This is a genomic window from Pseudooceanicola aestuariicola (assembly GCF_045763785.1).
GTDB lineage: Bacteria > Pseudomonadota > Alphaproteobacteria > Rhodobacterales > Rhodobacteraceae > Pseudooceanicola.
This window is the reverse complement of sequence record NZ_JBJGSF010000001.1, coordinates 972,854-988,215: the sequence shown is the minus strand read 5'-3', so window position 1 is coordinate 988,215 and position 15,362 is coordinate 972,854. Positions and strand designations below refer to the sequence as shown.

At 62.9% G+C, this 15,362-nt stretch carries 13 protein-coding genes; 3 read left to right on the top strand and 10 right to left on the bottom strand.

The window, feature by feature from the left end; translation table 11 throughout:
• The first annotated feature begins 57 nt into the window (after positions 1-57).
• The 3 genes from ACI3GR_RS04450 (at position 58) to ACI3GR_RS04440 (ending at position 4,603) form a co-directional block, all read left to right on the top strand.
• Complete coding sequence (locus ACI3GR_RS04450; protein WP_407492845.1) at positions 58-1,350, top strand: capsule polysaccharide biogenesis protein; 1,293 nt, start codon at positions 58-60, stop codon at positions 1,348-1,350.
• A gap of 106 nt (positions 1,351-1,456) precedes the next feature.
• Positions 1,457-2,581, top strand: coding sequence for a polysaccharide biosynthesis/export family protein (locus ACI3GR_RS04445; RefSeq protein ID WP_497204827.1), 1,125 nt, complete (start codon positions 1,457-1,459; stop codon positions 2,579-2,581).
• A 3-nt stretch (positions 2,582-2,584) separates the two neighbouring features.
• Positions 2,585-4,603, top strand: a complete 2,019-nt coding sequence (locus ACI3GR_RS04440) for a capsule polysaccharide biogenesis protein (RefSeq protein ID WP_407492844.1) — start codon at positions 2,585-2,587, stop codon at positions 4,601-4,603.
• Between the two features lie 72 nt (positions 4,604-4,675).
• Here ACI3GR_RS04440 and ribD read toward each other — a convergent pair whose 3' ends face one another.
• From ribD to ACI3GR_RS04390, 10 genes are all read right to left on the bottom strand, one after another.
• Entirely contained in the window at positions 4,676-5,779 is a 1,104-nt protein-coding gene (gene ribD, locus ACI3GR_RS04435) for a bifunctional diaminohydroxyphosphoribosylaminopyrimidine deaminase/5-amino-6-(5-phosphoribosylamino)uracil reductase RibD (protein ID WP_407492843.1), read from the bottom strand.
• Positions 5,780-5,781: 2 nt separating this feature from the next.
• Positions 5,782-6,249, bottom strand: a complete 468-nt coding sequence (gene nrdR, locus ACI3GR_RS04430; RefSeq protein WP_407492841.1) for a transcriptional regulator NrdR — start codon at positions 6,247-6,249, stop codon at positions 5,782-5,784.
• Between the two features lie 97 nt (positions 6,250-6,346).
• On the bottom strand, positions 6,347-6,760 hold the full coding sequence (locus ACI3GR_RS04425) for a secondary thiamine-phosphate synthase enzyme YjbQ (protein WP_407492839.1): 414 nt from the start codon (positions 6,758-6,760) through the stop codon (positions 6,347-6,349).
• Positions 6,761-6,798: 38 nt separating this feature from the next.
• Positions 6,799-7,080, bottom strand: coding sequence for a hypothetical protein (locus ACI3GR_RS04420; RefSeq protein ID WP_407492838.1), 282 nt, complete (start codon positions 7,078-7,080; stop codon positions 6,799-6,801).
• An 81-nt stretch (positions 7,081-7,161) separates the two neighbouring features.
• Entirely contained in the window at positions 7,162-7,395 is a 234-nt protein-coding gene (locus tag ACI3GR_RS04415; protein WP_407492837.1) for an RND transporter, read from the bottom strand.
• A gap of 115 nt (positions 7,396-7,510) precedes the next feature.
• Positions 7,511-9,493: an RNA polymerase sigma factor RpoD gene (gene rpoD, locus ACI3GR_RS04410; protein WP_407492836.1), complete on the bottom strand. Its 1,983-nt coding sequence runs from the start codon at positions 9,491-9,493 to the stop codon at positions 7,511-7,513.
• Positions 9,494-9,627: 134 nt separating this feature from the next.
• The gene (dnaG, locus tag ACI3GR_RS04405) at positions 9,628-11,562 is read right to left on the bottom strand and encodes a DNA primase (protein ID WP_407492835.1); all 1,935 of its coding nucleotides are present in this window, start codon (positions 11,560-11,562) and stop codon (positions 9,628-9,630) included.
• 61 nt (positions 11,563-11,623) lie between these two features.
• The gene (locus ACI3GR_RS04400; protein WP_407492833.1) at positions 11,624-12,175 is read right to left on the bottom strand and encodes a sarcosine oxidase subunit gamma; all 552 of its coding nucleotides are present in this window, start codon (positions 12,173-12,175) and stop codon (positions 11,624-11,626) included.
• Positions 12,168-15,095, bottom strand: coding sequence for a sarcosine oxidase subunit alpha family protein (locus ACI3GR_RS04395; protein WP_407492832.1), 2,928 nt, complete (start codon positions 15,093-15,095; stop codon positions 12,168-12,170). Before ACI3GR_RS04395 ends, ACI3GR_RS04400 begins: the two co-directional genes overlap by 8 nt.
• A complete protein-coding gene (locus ACI3GR_RS04390) occupies positions 15,092-15,340 on the bottom strand; it encodes a sarcosine oxidase subunit delta (RefSeq protein WP_407492830.1) in 249 nt (82 codons plus the stop codon). The genes ACI3GR_RS04395 and ACI3GR_RS04390 overlap by 4 nt, the downstream gene beginning before the upstream one ends.
• Positions 15,341-15,362 lie beyond the last annotated feature (22 nt).

Below are 15,362 nucleotides of genomic sequence, written 5' to 3'. Positions count from 1 at the left end.
TTAGGATATTAACAAAGCCCCAACAATACGCAGCAGGCAACAAGGGTGGCACGTGTGATGCCAGCAGATATAGGAGAAAACCGCGTCTTCCTGTTCCTTCAGGGACCGCATGGGCCGTTCTTTCATCGGCTGGCCAAGATGCTGCGCTTTGCCGGGGCCGAGGTCTGGCGTGTCGGCTTCAACGCGGGCGACCGGGCCTTCTGGTTCCATTCCAAAAGCTACCTGCCCTACCGCGGCACCACGGATGACTGGGGCGACTACTTCTCTGATCTGGTCGAAGAAAAGGGCGTCACCGATATCGTCCTTTACGGTGACATCCGCCAAATCCACGCCGAAGCCATTGCCCGTGCCCGTAAGATGGGCCTGTGTATCCACGTGTTCGAAGAGGGCTACATCCGACCCTATTGGGTGACCTACGAACGCGGCGGATCGAACGGGCATTCGCGCCTGATGGCCATGTCCGTGCGCGGAATGCGCAAGATGCTGGAACAATCCGATCTGGACACCGCCCTGCCCCCGGCCAAATGGGGCGATACACGGCAGCATGTGTTCTATGGCGCGCTGTACCATTGGTTCGTGATGTTCCGGAACGGCGCATACCGCAACTTCCAACCGCACCGTGCGCTTGGCGTCGCGACGGAGTTCCGCTTGTACCTCAAGCGGTTGCTGATGATGCCCTTTCACGCGATCGAACGTGGGCTGGCATCCTGGCGCATCCGCCATGGCGGCTTTCCCTACCATCTGGCGCTGCTGCAACTGGAACACGACGCATCGTTTCAGGCCCACAGCCCGTTCAACACGATGAGCGATTTTCTGGACGTGGTGATCAAAGGCTTTGCCGAAGGCGCGCCGCGTCACCATCATCTGGTCTTTAAGGCCCACCCGCTAGAGGATGGCCGCGTCCCCGTGCGTCGCGATATCCGCCGCCTTGCAAAAGAAGCTGGCGTCGCGAACCGCGTGCATTTCGTGCGTGGCGGCAAGCTGGCGCAATTGCTGGCCGATGCGCGGACTGCCGTCACCGTGAACTCAACCGCCGCGCAGCAGGTATTGTTCCGAGGTATCCCATTGAAAACGTTCGGATCGGCTGTCTACGCCAAGCCAGAGTTCGTTTCGACCCAGCCGCTGCCAGAATTCTTCGCAACGCCCGCGCGCCCTGACCGCAAGGCCTATCAGGATTATCGACGCTTCCTGCTAGAGACATCGCAGGTGGCCGGCGGGTTCTATTCGGCCCGTGCCCGTCGTCAGCTGTTGCGGCAAGTGGTCGATATGATGCTGGCGCCCGAAGATCCCTATGACGCGCTGAAATCCGGCACCGCGACCCCGAGGCAACAGTTGCGCGTGGTGCATTAAGGCCCAAGCCATCAAACAACTAGCGTTATCCACAGGATTCCGCTATTTTAAGAAAAAAAGACCGAGGCAGAAAATAGGTCGAGGAGACCGAGCAGTGAATTCCCCCATGTCCAAATGGGCGCGGCCCGTTGTTATGCTGGCCGTTATGACGTCCGTGTCCGCCTGTGCGGTGTTGCCGCGCGTCGGCCCGAACAAACGCGAAATCTTTGCCGGGTCGGTGATGCAACAGGGCGACGCCTTTGTCGTGTCCGTCAACGACCGCGTAACGCGTGCCACCGCCGTGGCCCCTGCCCTTGGGTTCTCTCAGGGGTTTATCAACGCTGCGGCGCTTGGGTCGGATACGATCCGGCCGGGCGATACTCTGGGTCTGACGATCTGGGAAAACGTCGATGACGGCTTGCTGGCGTCTGAAGGCGCCAACGCCACCCTGCTGGAAGAAGTGCAGGTTGATGGCGCGGGCTTTATCTTTGTGCCTTACGCAGGCCGCATCCGCGCCGCGGGCAACACGCCCGAAGCCGTCCGCCGCATCATCACCGCGAAACTCGAAGACCAGACGCCCGATCCGCAGGTTCAGGTGCGTCGTCTGGCCGGCGACGGCTCGACCGTATCGCTGGTCGGGGCGATCGGCGGTCAGGGCGTCTTTGCCATCGAACGCCCCACCCGCACGCTGGCCGCCATGATTGCCCGCGCCGGTGGCGTGACCATCCAGCCCGAAATTGCCCGCATCACCGTGATCCGCGGCAACCACAAGGGCACGATTTGGTTCGAAGACCTCTATAAGAACCCCGAACTGGACATCGCCCTGCGCGGTGGTGACAAGGTTCTGGTCGAAGCGGACACCCGTAAGTTCACCGCCCTTGGCGCAACCGGCTCTCAATCGCTGGTGCCGTTTGAAACGCAGACTTTGTCGGGGCTGGAAGCCATCGCGCAGGTCGGCGGCTTGCTGTCGAACGCGGCCGACCCCACGGGTGTCTTCGTGCTGCGGAACGAACCGGCCGAGATCGCCAACCAGGTGCTGGGCCGCGATGATCTGATCGGCGCACAGCGTATGGTCTATGTTCTGGACCTGACGCAGCCCAACGGCATGTTCCACGCGCGTGACTTCGCGATCCGGGATGGCGATACGCTTTACGTCACCGAAGCGCCGTTTACCCAGTGGGACAAGGCGATTTCCGCACTAACCGGATCGCTGTCGTCGGTGAACACGGTGAATACCGCGCTCGGAAACTAATCCATGACCTTCGGGTCCGAACCTGATGACGCCGCCGGGGTCGCCCCCCGGCGGCTTCGCTATTTCAACGCGGGCTTTCTGAAACAACGGCGGGTCCGGCGTATCCTGTCGCTGGCCGGATATGACCTGCGTCTGGGCAAACCGTCCGAGGATGACGGCGTCGTGGTCTGGGGCCGATCCCCCTATGCCCATCGCGGCGAAGCAGTAAGCGAGGCGACCGGCGCGCCGCTGGTCAGGATTGAGGATGCCTTTCTACGCTCGATCCATCCCGGCCGGGATGGAGAGCCTCCCCTAGGCCTCAGCATCGATCAGAGCGGCATCTATTTCGACGCCGAAACGCCCTCCGATCTGGAAAACCTGCTGCGCACGCATCCGCTGGACGACACCGCCCTGATGGATCGCGCCCGTGCCGGGATCGCCCGCCTTCGCGAGGCGCGGCTGTCGAAATACAACGCGCATGACACCGAACTGGACGGGCCCACCCCCGGCTATGTGCTGGTGATCGACCAGACCCGCGGCGATGCCAGCGTCACCCATGGCGGCACAGATGCGAATTCGTTTCGCGAAATGCTCTATTGGGCGCAGGAAGATCACCCTGCCGCCCGGATCGTCATCAAGACCCACCCCGAAAGCACGGCAGGCCATCGCCCCGGCTATTTCACCGCTGACGATGAAACCGACCGCATCAGCCTGTGCGACGCGGCCGTAGACCCATGGACCCTGATGGAGGGCGCGGTGGCCGTCTATGTCGTGACCTCTCAGATGGGGTTCGAGGCGATTTTGGCTGGCCACACCCCCGTCACCTTCGGGCGGCCCTTTTACGCTGGCTGGGGCCTGACCGACGACCGCCACCCGATCCAGTTCCCCGCCGCACGCCGGGGACGGCGTTTGACCAAGGCACAGCTATTTGCCTGCGCGATGATCCTCTACCCGACGTGGTACCACCCATGCGAAGACCGCCTGTGTTCCTTCGAAGAGGCCGTCGATTGGCTAGAAGCCCGTACCCGCGCCTACCGCGAGGATCGGCACGGCTGGCAAGCGGCGGGCATGCGGTTGTGGAAACGTCCGACACTGCAACAGGTGTTCGGTGCAGAAACCCGCGTCACCTTTTCCGACGGTCCGCCCACACCGCCCCGCCGCGCGATGGTTTGGGCCGGTCAGGCGGCCGAGGGCAGCACAGCTACACGGATCGAGGACGGGTTCCTACGATCCCGTGGGCTGGGCGCGCAACTGGTGCCGCCCCTGTCGCTGGCCTGCGATGACCTTGGTATCTACTACGACCCCACCCGCGAAAGCCGCCTTGAACGCCTTATCGCCGCGCGCGCCACCCTGCGCCCCGATCAGGACCTTCGGGCGGAACATCTGATCGGACAGCTGATCGCGCTTGGGCTTACCAAATATAACCTTGGCGGCACCCTGCCCGACCTGCCCGTTGGCCACCGCATTCTGGTACCCGGACAGGTCGAAGACGACGCCTCAATCCGGCTCGGCGCTGGTGAGATCGCCACCAATGCCGCGCTGCTAGAGCGTGTTCGCGCCGAAAATCCCGACGCCGTCATCCTGTACAAACCGCATCCCGACGTGGTCGCAGGCCTGCGCCCCGGCGTGGTCGACGATGCCAGCCAATGGGCGGATATGGTGCTGCCGGATGCCGACACGGCGATGCTGCTGCCCCATGTCCAAGAGGTCTGGACCATGACCTCCCTCCTTGGGTTCGAAGCGCTGATCCGCAATGTGCCCGTGACCACGACCGGCACGCCCTTTTACGCGGGCTGGGGCCTGACCCGAGATCTGGGCCGGGTGCCCGCCCGTCGTCAGGCACGCCCGTCGCTGCATGGGTTGGTCCATGCCACCCTGATCGACTACCCGCGCTATTTCGATCCCCTGACCAGTCAAGCCTGCGCGGTCGAAACCGCCATCAAGCGCCTGTCAGACGGGCAAACGCCGCGCGCCCCGACCCTGCGCCTACTGGCCAAGGCCCAAGGGGCGCTGGCCGGGGCCGCATGGCTGTGGCGCCGCTAGGCTCTTCCTCTTGCAGTAAATATTCCCGGATGACTTGGCGCGCAGCGACAAGAGGGCAGCGCCCTCCCCCGCCTAGCCGCCAGACCGCCGCCACCGGTGCAGCACGTCACCGCCCAGATCGCGCGTCTCGATCAACTCGAACCGCGGGGCTTCCACCAGACGGGCCAGCCCCATGGCCCCGATCGCAGGCGTACCCTCTGCCCCGATCACGACCCCGGCCGAAAAGCCCACCAGTTCATCCACCAAATCCGCAGCCAGCAGCGACGCGGCCAAGGCCCCGCCCCCTTCGCAGAAGACACGGGTCAGGCCTGCCGCGCCAAGGCCCTGCAGCACGGATCGCGGGTCCAGATGGCCGCCCGTGACGTCGCAGCGGATAAGCTCTGCCCCCAGCCCGTCCCAGGTCTGTTGCAACATATCGTCCGCGTCCGCCCCGTGGCACAGCCAAACCGGCACGTCCTTGGCCGTCCGGGCCAATAAGCCTGACAACGGCAAATCCAGCCTCCGCGACACCACCACGCGCACCGGCTGATGGTCCACGCCCATGTCGCGCACGGTCAGCGACGGGTCATCCCCCCGCGCCGTGCCCGCGCCCACCATGACCGCGTCGTTGCGCATCCGCATGGCATGGACGGCCCGGCGCGCGACAGGTCCGGTGATCCACTGGCTGTCACCGGTCGCCGTCGCGATGCGTCCGTCAAAGGAATTGGCCAGCTTCAGCGTGACAAAGGGGCGGCCCTGTTCTGTGCGGATGAAAAAACCTGCATGGTCCGCTTCGGCCTGATCGGCCAGCAGGCCAGTCGTGACCTCGATCCCCGCCGCGCGCAACTGCGCAAAGCCCTGCCCGCTGACGCGCGGATCGGTGTCTTCCAGCGGGGCCACCACGCGGGCGATCCCGGCGTCGATCAAAGCCTGCGAACAAGGCGGTGTCTTACCGTGGTGCGCACAAGGTTCCAGCGATACGTAAGCGGTTGCGCCGCGCGCGGCATCGCCAGCTTGGGCCAGAGCCTGAGGTTCCGCATGGGGACGCCCGCCGGGGGCCGTCCAGCCACGACCGACGATGCGACCATCGTTCACGATCACGCAGCCGACAGCCGGGTTGGGCCAGGTCCGCCCCTGCCCGCGCCGACCCAAAGACAGGGCCAGCGCCAGATAGCGGCGGTCTTGAGCCGCAGACATGCTTATTCGTCGGGAGACGCGTCGGGGCGCAGTTCGCTGACAAACTTGTCAAAGTCGTCGGCGGCTTGGAAGTTCTTGTAAACGCTGGCAAACCGGACGTAAGCAACCGTGTCAATCCGGGCCAGGGCTTCCATTACGATTTCCCCGATCACCTTGGACGAGATGTCGGTTTCGCCCATGCTCTCCAGACGGCGGACAATGCCGGAAATCATTTGATCAATCCGCTCGGGATCGACGGGACGTTTCTGCATCGAGATACGGATCGAGCGTTCCAGCTTATCCCGGTCAAAGTCTTCGCGGCGGCCAGAGGATTTGATGACGACCAGATCGCGCAGCTGCACACGTTCATAGGTGGTGAAACGCCCACCACAGGCCGGGCAGAAGCGGCGGCGGCGAATCGAGACGTGATCCTCGGCAGGTCGCGAATCCTTCACCTGAGTGTCGATATTTCCGCAAAACGGGCAACGCATCGTCTGAAATCCCCTAAAACCTGCCGCCTGATGGGGCTGCACCCCATATGTCCGCAGACACTATAAGACAGACGCAAGGGATTGGGTAGGGGCGAATTCAAGCGCCGAAGTGCGCGGCAACCTGACGGCGGTGCGGCGCTTGGCGATGTTCCACAACGTAGATGCCCTGCCATGTACCCAACTGAGGTTTCCCGTCTGTCACTGGGATCGACACGCTGACCGGCATCATCGCGGCCTTGATATGGGCAGGCATATCATCCGGGCCCTCGTAGGTGTGGGTCAGATAGCTCATCGACGGGTCGGTCGTCGGGGGGACAAGGCGATGGAAGAAGGCGGTTAGGTCAGTCCGCACCTCGGGGTCGGCGTTTTCCATGATCAGAAGACTGGCAGAGGTGTGGCGGATGAACAGCGTCAGAACCCCATCGCCCTGCCCCGCGCACCATTCACGCACGTCGCGGGTGAATTCGTATAGGCCGGGGCCATTGGTGGTGATGGTGAATTGGGTTTGCATCGCCTCGTTATGCTAAGGCCAGCAGGCGGGGTCCAGTCTTAGTCGGCCCGCGCCTCTACCACGCACTGCACGACCGGCAGGCTGGGTGCGGGTTCTGCGCCCATTGCGGTTGCGACGGTCATGGGCGGTTCGCCCAATACGGCCGACAGCAATTCGCGGCAGGCGTTGATTTCTTCTGCTGCGACCTTGATTTCGATCCGGTCGGATTGAACTGGCGTCAGAATCGGCGCGTCGTTTTCCAGCGGCTCCGGGTTGATGCTGGCAAGCGCAATGCCCGGTGCGGTGACGATGGCCAAAGACAGAATAAGTGCGCGGTGCATGATGTTCCCCTTGTTGGGACATCAACGCACGACCCCGGATTTCGGTTTCATGCCGGTAGTATTTTTTTCAACTTTGACGGGTTACCCTGCGGCACCCCGCCCCAGCACCAGTTTAAGCAGCGCGAGGATAAAGGGCGCGCCGTGCATCAACAGGTCAAAGATGTCGATCGGCTTGGTCAGCGTGCCCGACACCAGCATTTTCAGCTTTTCCCAGATGTGCGGTTCGGGGAAAAACGGGGCAAGGCCCAGTGTCAGGCAGGCAATGATCAGCAGGTTCCAGGGAAGCTGATCAAGAAAGGTTTGCAACGCAGCCATGTCACCCCATCACATTCGAAATTCCATATCTGTATAGACAGGGGTGGGACAGGGCTGCAAGCAGAATGACTAAGGGCGGCCCGATGGACCGCCCTTCTTAAGATTTGTGTCTGGCTTACTGATCCAAGAACGACCGCAGCTTCCGCGACCGGCTGGGATGCTTCAGCTTGCGCAACGCCTTGGCTTCGATCTGACGGATACGTTCGCGGGTCACGCTGAACTGCTGGCCGACTTCTTCCAGCGTGTGGTCGGTGTTCATGCCGATGCCGAAACGCATCCGCAGAACACGTTCTTCACGCGGGGTGAGCGATGCCAGAACGCGGGTCGTGGTTTCCTTCAGGTTTTCCTGAATGGCGGAATCCAGCGGCAGGATCGCGTTCTTGTCTTCGATGAAATCGCCCAGCTGGCTGTCTTCTTCGTCGCCAATCGGGGTTTCCAGCGAAATCGGCTCCTTGGCGATCTTCATCACCTTGCGAACCTTTTCCAGCGGCATCTGCAGCTTCTCGGCCAGTTCTTCGGGCGTGGGTTCGCGACCGATTTCATGCAGCATCTGACGACCGGTGCGGACCAGCTTGTTGATCGTTTCGATCATGTGGACCGGAATACGGATCGTGCGCGCCTGATCCGCGATGGACCGGGTGATCGCCTGACGAATCCACCACGTCGCGTAGGTCGAGAATTTATAGCCGCGACGGTATTCAAACTTATCAACGGCCTTCATCAGGCCGATGTTGCCTTCCTGAATCAGGTCGAGGAACTGCAGACCACGGTTGGTGTATTTCTTGGCGATCGAGATCACGAGGCGAAGGTTGGCTTCGACCATTTCCTTCTTGGCCTGACGCGCTTCTTTTTCGCCCTTCTGAACCTGGTTCACGATGCGGCGGAATTCGCTGATATCCAGACCGACGTACTGACCGACCTGCGCCATATCGGTGCGCAGCTCTTCGACCTTGTCCGAGAACCGGTCGATGAACATCTGCCAGCCGCGGCCGGACTTTTCGCTCATCCGTTCGACCCAGTTGGGGTCGAGTTCGTGACCGCGGTATTCGTCGATGAATTCACGACGGTTGATGCGGGCCTGATCGGCCAGCTTCACCATGGCGCTGTCAATCTGCATGATGCGGCGGTTGATGCCGTACAGCTGGTCGATCAGCGCTTCGATACGGTTGTTATGCAGGTGCAGGCCGTTCACCAGTTCAACGATCTCGGACCGCAGCTTCTGGTACTGGGCTTCGTCCTTGTCGCCAAAGCTGCCGTCTTCGTTCAGCGTGGCGCTGATGCGGTTGTCCTGCAGTTCCGACAGAACGGCAAAGTCACGGGCGATCTGGTCCAGCGTTTCCAGCACGCGCGGTTTTAGCGCGGCTTCCATCGCGGCCAGGGACATGTTGGCCTGTTCGTCTTCGTCGTCATCGTCGTCGCTGGCAATCGGGTTGCCATCGGCGTCGTATTCGGTGTCGTCTTCTTTTTTCGCGGCGGGGGCCGGGGCGGCGCCGGGTTCGACGACCGGAGCGACTTCGTCGCCTTCCATCTGGTCGCCGAAGGTGGTTTCCAGATCGATAACGTCGCGCAGCAGAATGTCTTCGGACAGAAGTTCGTCGCGCCAGATCGTGATAGCCTGAAACGTCAGCGGGCTTTCACAAAGCCCAAGGATCATGGTGTTCCGGCCAGCTTCGATCCGCTTGGCGATGGCGATTTCACCTTCGCGCGACAGCAGCTCGACCGAGCCCATTTCGCGCAGGTACATGCGCACTGGATCGTCCGTGCGGTCCAGTTTTTCCTGCGTCCCAGAGCCAAGAGCGACTTCGCGGTTGGAGGAGGTCTCCACGACGGCGGTGGATTTCTGTTCCTCTTCCTCGGCCTCTTCATCTTCGATGATGTTGATGCCCATTTCGGACAGCATCGACATGACGTCTTCGATCTGTTCCGAGGACACCTGATCGGGCGGCAGAACCTGGTTCAGCTGATCGTAGGTGATGAATCCACGCTCGCGCGCTTCACCGATCATTTTCTTGATCTGCGCCTGGCTCAGGTCGAGGGAAACATCCTGTTCCTGAACGTCGTCCTGGCGCTGGTCGTCATCAGTATCCTTGGGGGCCATGCTCTGCTCCTGTCTCTCGCGTCGCGTTCTACGACGTCGGGCGGACGTGATTCGCTTCCCGAATCAATAGCGTGATTCGCGTCGCTGCACACCCGGTTAACGTTATTTCTTTGGGATTCCGTTACCCAAATCGTTCACTTTCGGCCCTTTTCGAAGCGAATCGTTTCCAGCAGAGCGTCCAGCGCCCCCTTTTCATCCCGACTGATTCGCGCCCCGTTCTGCCCGATCTCGTAATCCCCCCGATCCTTGTGAACGGGCTGGACGGCGCGATTGGCGGCCTCGGCGGCGTGGCTTAGCCGGTATGTCACTGCTTCGTCTGCGGCACCCGAGAGTTCCTCTTCCGCCTCGGCGATTTCTTCGGCCAGTCCGCGGCGTGCACGCAGCTTGGCCAACTCCTCGGCCAGCGTCATGCGAGCGCGATCCAGATCACCAGGGTTTCGGATAGTCGGGCAGATGGCCACATGGGGTTGGCCCAAGAGTTCGTCAAGGCGCGTAGGGCCCAGATTCTCACCAATGGCCGCTTTTAACGCGTCCGCCCCGTCGTGGTAATGCATCAGGATCAGGTCACGCATATGGGCGTGCTCGGGATCGCTGCAGCGCATCAGTTCCAGCTGGCCCTCGAACCCCTGCACCGCGTCGGGCGTGCAGATCGTTGTGGCAAGGATCACCGCCTCGCGCAGGTGATCTTCGGCCTGCGGTCCACCGGACGACAGGAACGACGCCTTCGTCACCTCGCGGGTCTTCAGAATGCGGGCGCGCTGTTTCCACGTGCCGCCGCTGCGCTGCGGGCGGAACAACTGATACCGCAATTCCTTGATTGCATCGCCGTAGTGGCGGCGCAGGCTTTGGTCGGGAATACGCTTAATCTTTTCGCGCAGGTCACGGTCCAGCGCGGCCTTGCGTTCCGGGCTGTCAAAGGTCTTGCCCTCGGTTGCTTCGCGCCAGAGCAGATCGACCAGCGGGAATGCCCCGTCGATGATCTTTTGCATCGCTTCGGCCCCGTCGGCCTTGATCAGGTCGTCCGGGTCCTTGCCTTCGGGCAGCAATGCAAAGCGCAGGGATTTGCCCGCCTCCATCAGCGGCAGGGCGACGTGCATGGTGCGCATCGCCGCGCGCAAGCCTGCGGTGTCACCATCCAGCGCGATGATCGGTTCGGGGCTGATCGCCCACAGCATCGCAAGCTGGTGTTCGGTGACAGCAGTGCCCAAGGGCGCGACAGCCCCTTCGAACCCGGCCGAGCACAGCGCGATCACGTCCATGTAGCCTTCGGCCACGATCAGCGCCTTGCCCTTCCCCGCAGCTTCCCGCGCGGGGCCATGGTTGTACAGGCTGCGGGATTTGTCGAAAAGTTCGGTTTCCGGCGAATTCAGGTACTTTGCGTTGTCGTTCGGGTCCATGGCCCGACCGCCGAAGGCGATGCAGCGGCCACGAGCATCGCGGATCGGGAAAATGATCCGGTTGCGGAAGACGTCATAGGGCTTGCGCCCCTTGTCACTGGATTTCGCCAGACCCGCTTTCAGGATCAGGTCTTCGGGCACGTCCTTGTTGCGCAGGTGATCCCACAGGTTCTGCCACCCCTCGGGCGCGAAACCGATTTCGAACCGTTCAAGACGGTCGGGCGTCATGCCACGTTTGGACAGGTAAGCCCGCGCGCCTTCGGCCGCGCCGGAATTCAGCATCATGCGAAAGAATTTGACCGCCATGTCCATGACATCGGCCAGTTCAGCGCGCTTTTCCGCTTTTTGGGCTGCGCGGGGATCGCGCGCGGGCATCTGCATCCCGGCGTCCTGCGCCAAGGCCTCGACCGCCTCCATAAAGGACATGTTGTCGGCGTCTTTCATGAACGAAATCGCATCACCCTTGGCGTGACAGCCGAAGCAGTAATAGAACCCTTTTCGGTCATCCACATGAAAAGACGCGGATTTTTCCTGATGGAAGGGGCAAGGTGCCCACCAGTCGCCCTTGGCCTGATTGGACTTGCGCAAGTCCCACATGACTTTCTTCCCGACAACCTGAGACAGGCTGACGCGATTGCGCAGTTCATCAAGGAAACCGGGGGGCAGACTCATGCGCCGATTATCCGGCCAATCCGCGGGGCTGTCCAGCGGGGGTGCGGGCTTTGTGATCGGCTCAGGTTAATGCCGCGACATGGGCCATGGCGTCGCCGATCGCGTGGGTCAGCGTCTTGGCCATGGACCGGAACCCCATGATGCGGATGTGGTCCGGCGCGGGGCAAGATATGGCCACCATCATCCCGTGCAAATCAGTGCGCAACGCGGTGCCGACGGGCGCGGCGGCGTCGCGAAGGTCCACTGGCACCAGCCGCGCCATGACTTGGGCGACGTTCGGCCCGGTCAGGTCCAGCGTGACCCAGCCATCCGTTTGATCGGTGATCGCTGCGCCGGGCAGATCCGGGGCGCCCCCCCCCGCCAAAAGGGTCTGTCCGCGCCCGAACCATTGAACATAGGCGCGCTCCCCCTGCTCCATCCGGCCCGTTTCCGGCAGGGCTAATCCGGTCGCGTCGTTCAAAGCCTGTGACACGGCCACCGCCTGCCCGTTGAACGGCGCGATCAGGGTCAGCGACCCGGGGTCTGCCAGCGACAGGGTCATTCCACCGTCCGCCAGGGGCAAATCCCCGGTGATCGGTGCGGTGGCGGTCAGGGTGATCTTAGGCTCAACCACGGGCGCGCCCTCCGTCAGGGTCGAAGAAGGTGGTGGGGCAGACCTCGCACAGGGTGGTGATCCCGCGCATGTGGTCCACCAGCCGCACGGTTTCGCCCATACGCTCTGGCCCTTCTTTCAACAACGCCAGCCCGACGTAATGCCCCAGCGTCGGCGAAAACGCGACCGAGCTGACGGTGCCCTGAGAGGTCTCTCGGCTCACCTCTGCATCCGCCTCGAACAGGTGCGCACCGGCGGTGATCTGTTTGACCGCGCCCACGGGTTTGATGCCGACCAGACGCGGGCGGTCCGGGTCCATCATCGCATCACGACGGGCGGCAGCGGCGCCAATAAATACATTAGCTTTCTTCATCATCTGATTCAGATTGAGATCATAAGCTGTTGTCCGGCCATCCAATTCCGCGTGGGTTAACAAACCCTTCTCGACCCGAAGGACATTCAGAGCCTCTGTCCCATAGGCTCCGCCACCGCGCGCCTCGGCCTTACTGACCAACTGCCGAAACAGGCTTTCGCCATAGCGGGCGGGCACGGCGATTTCATACGCGTGTTCGCCCGAGAACGAGATGCGGAACAGCCGTGCGGGGATGCCCCCCACGCTGACATCACCGCAGGCCATGAAGGGCCAATCCTCGGACGTGATGGGCGTGTCCAGAATGTCGTTCAGCAGGTCGCGGGATTGCGGCCCGGCGATGGCCGTCTGCGCCCAATGTTCGGTGACCGACACCAGCTGCACGTCCAGATCGGGGCGCAAAACCTGCGCCGCGAATTCCATGTGGCGCATCACGTCACCCGCCGCTGCGGTCGTGGTCGAGACCAGAAAATGATCGTCCGCCAGACGTGCGCAGGTGCCGTCGTCCTTTACATGACCGTCTTCGCGCAGCATCAAACCGTACCGCACGCGCCCGACCTTCAGCGTCGACATCGTGCCCGCGTAGACGAAATCCAAAAACGCGCCCGCATCCGGCCCCTGCACGTCGATTTTACCAAGGGTCGATACATCGCAGACCCCGACCGTATCGCGCACCATCAGGGCCTCTCGGTCGCAGGCCTGCCGCCATGTCTTTTCGCCATCGCGCAGGTAATAGGACGGGCGGAACCACAGCCCCGCCTCGACCATGCTGGCCCCCATGCTAAGGTGCACAGGGTACGCGGCGGTAAAGCGTTCGGGCGCAAAACCACGCCCCTCGCCCCCGGCGCCAAGCGTGCCGATATGGACGGGGCTGAAGGGCGGGCGGAACGTCGTGGTCCCGGTGCCGGGGATCGACCGGCCCGTCGCGTCGGCCAGAACCGACAGCGCCGTGACGCCGCCCGTCTTGCCCTGATCGGTGGCCATACCTTGCGTGGTATAGCGCTTCATATGCTCGACCGAGCGGAAGTTTTCCCGCGCCGCCTGTTCGATGTCCTTGGTCGTCACGTCGTTCTGGAAATCAATCCATTTGCGGCCCTTGCCGGGAACAACCCATAGCGGCTGCGCCTTCGGGTCCGCGTCCCATGCCTGCGGCACGTCCGGTGCGGCCCCGTTGATCCCCAGATCAGACAGGGCCTGCAGCGCGGCGTCGCGTCCGGCGGTCAGGCAGGCTTGGGTCGTCAGCGCGCCATTGCAACTGCCCGCAGGCTCCATCCCGGGAACGGCGTCCGGCGTGGGCAGGAAGGCATTCAGGTCATCGTTCCACACGGGGCGACCGTTCAAATGGCAGGTCAGGTGCACGTTGGGATTCCACCCGCCGGACATGGCCAGCAGGTCCGCCTGCACGCGGTCGTCGCTTCCATCGGCGCGGCGGATCAAAACGCTTTCAACCTCGCGCCCCTGAACGCTTTCGACCATGGCGTTGCGATAATAGGGCACGTCCAGATCGCATGGCACATCCCGCGCATCGACCAAGGCTGCCACATGCACGCCCGCGCGGATCAGATCGGCTGCCGTGCGATGCGCCTCATCACTCGCACCAAAGACAACGGCGCGGCGGCCCGGGGCCGCGGCATAACGGTTGACGTAAGTCCGCACCGCCCCCGCCAGCATCACGCCTGGGCGGTCGTTGTTCACCAAGGCCACGGGGCGTTCGATGGCCCCTGCGGCCAGAACGCAGCGCTTGGCCGCGATGCGCCAGAAGGTTTCTTCCGGGGCTCCGGGGGCCGGGGGATGCTTTTGCACCGCGCCATAAGTGCCTTGGTCATAGACGCCGATCACCGCCGTGCGACCCATCAGACGCACGTTGGGCAACGCCGCCAGCCGCGCTGTGACGTCGGCCGCCCAGCCGCTGGCGGTCTGTCCGTCGATCTCCTCGACCTCGGCATTCAGGCGACCGCCGGGCAGGAAATCCTCGTCCACAAGGATCACATCCGCCCCGGCCTCAGCCGCCGTCAGCGCGGCCATCAGGCCGGTCGGTCCGGCACCGATCACCAGCAGATCGCAAAAGGCAAAAGCCTTTTCCGTCACCATGCCGGTCGGGTCGCAGGACAATCGCCCCAGACCTGCTGCGCGGCGGATTGCAGGCTCGAACACGCGTTCCCAAAGGCGCGCGCCGGGCAGACGCGGGCCGATAAAGGTCTTGTAATAGAACCCCGCAGACAGGAAGGGCGACATCAGGTCGTTGACCTCTAGCGCGTCGAACCCGACCGACGGCCAGGCGTTCTGGCTGAAGACCTGCAAGCCGTCGCGCAACTCGACCATAGTGGCGCGGGCGTTGGGTTCCTGCCCCGCGCCGCGACCCAGCGTGACCAGCGCGTTCGGCTCTTCACTGCCGGCACTCAGGATGCCGCGCGGACGGTGATATTTGAATGACCGCGCCACGGTGCGCGCGCCATTCGCAAGAAGGGCCGAGGCGACGGTGTCGCCCTCAAACCCCTGATATGCATGCCCGTCAAAGGTGAAATCGACCCGCCGGTCGCGATTGATCTGTCCGCCCTGCCCCAGTCTCATGACGGCACCTCGGCCACGGAATAGACGGCATGGGTGACGGTATCACGCTCAACCACCAGCCATGCGGAACAACCAGAGGCATGTTGCCAATATTCCCGGCTGGCCCCCGCCGGGTTGTCGCGCAGGTGCAGGTAATCGTCCCATTCCGGCCCCCAGTCGCCGGACGCGGGTCGGGGCAAGGCCGCGCCGCCGAACATAAATTCACGGCGGTCACGCTCTCCGCAATGCGGGCAGGTTAATCTCATGGTCTTGTCTTCATCTTTCCCG

Coding starts and splice junctions, on each gene's coding strand:
- ACI3GR_RS04395 (WP_407492832.1), bottom strand. CDS start 15,095: ATGAGACTGGGGCAGGGCGGACAGATCAATCGCGACCGGCGGGTCGAT.
- rpoD (WP_407492836.1), bottom strand. CDS start 9,493: ATGGCCCCCAAGGATACTGATGACGACCAGCGCCAGGACGACGTTCAG.
- ACI3GR_RS04425 (WP_407492839.1), bottom strand. CDS start 6,760: ATGCAAACCCAATTCACCATCACCACCAATGGCCCCGGCCTATACGAA.
- ACI3GR_RS04390 (WP_407492830.1), bottom strand. CDS start 15,340: ATGAGATTAACCTGCCCGCATTGCGGAGAGCGTGACCGCCGTGAATTT.
- ACI3GR_RS04445 (WP_497204827.1), top strand. CDS start 1,457: ATGTCCAAATGGGCGCGGCCCGTTGTTATGCTGGCCGTTATGACGTCC.
- ACI3GR_RS04415 (WP_407492837.1), bottom strand. CDS start 7,395: ATGGCTGCGTTGCAAACCTTTCTTGATCAGCTTCCCTGGAACCTGCTG.
- ACI3GR_RS04440 (WP_407492844.1), top strand. CDS start 2,585: ATGACCTTCGGGTCCGAACCTGATGACGCCGCCGGGGTCGCCCCCCGG.
- ACI3GR_RS04420 (WP_407492838.1), bottom strand. CDS start 7,080: ATGCACCGCGCACTTATTCTGTCTTTGGCCATCGTCACCGCACCGGGC.
- ACI3GR_RS04450 (WP_407492845.1), top strand. CDS start 58: ATGCCAGCAGATATAGGAGAAAACCGCGTCTTCCTGTTCCTTCAGGGA.
- ribD (WP_407492843.1), bottom strand. CDS start 5,779: ATGTCTGCGGCTCAAGACCGCCGCTATCTGGCGCTGGCCCTGTCTTTG.
- nrdR (WP_407492841.1), bottom strand. CDS start 6,249: ATGCGTTGCCCGTTTTGCGGAAATATCGACACTCAGGTGAAGGATTCG.
- dnaG (WP_407492835.1), bottom strand. CDS start 11,562: ATGAGTCTGCCCCCCGGTTTCCTTGATGAACTGCGCAATCGCGTCAGC.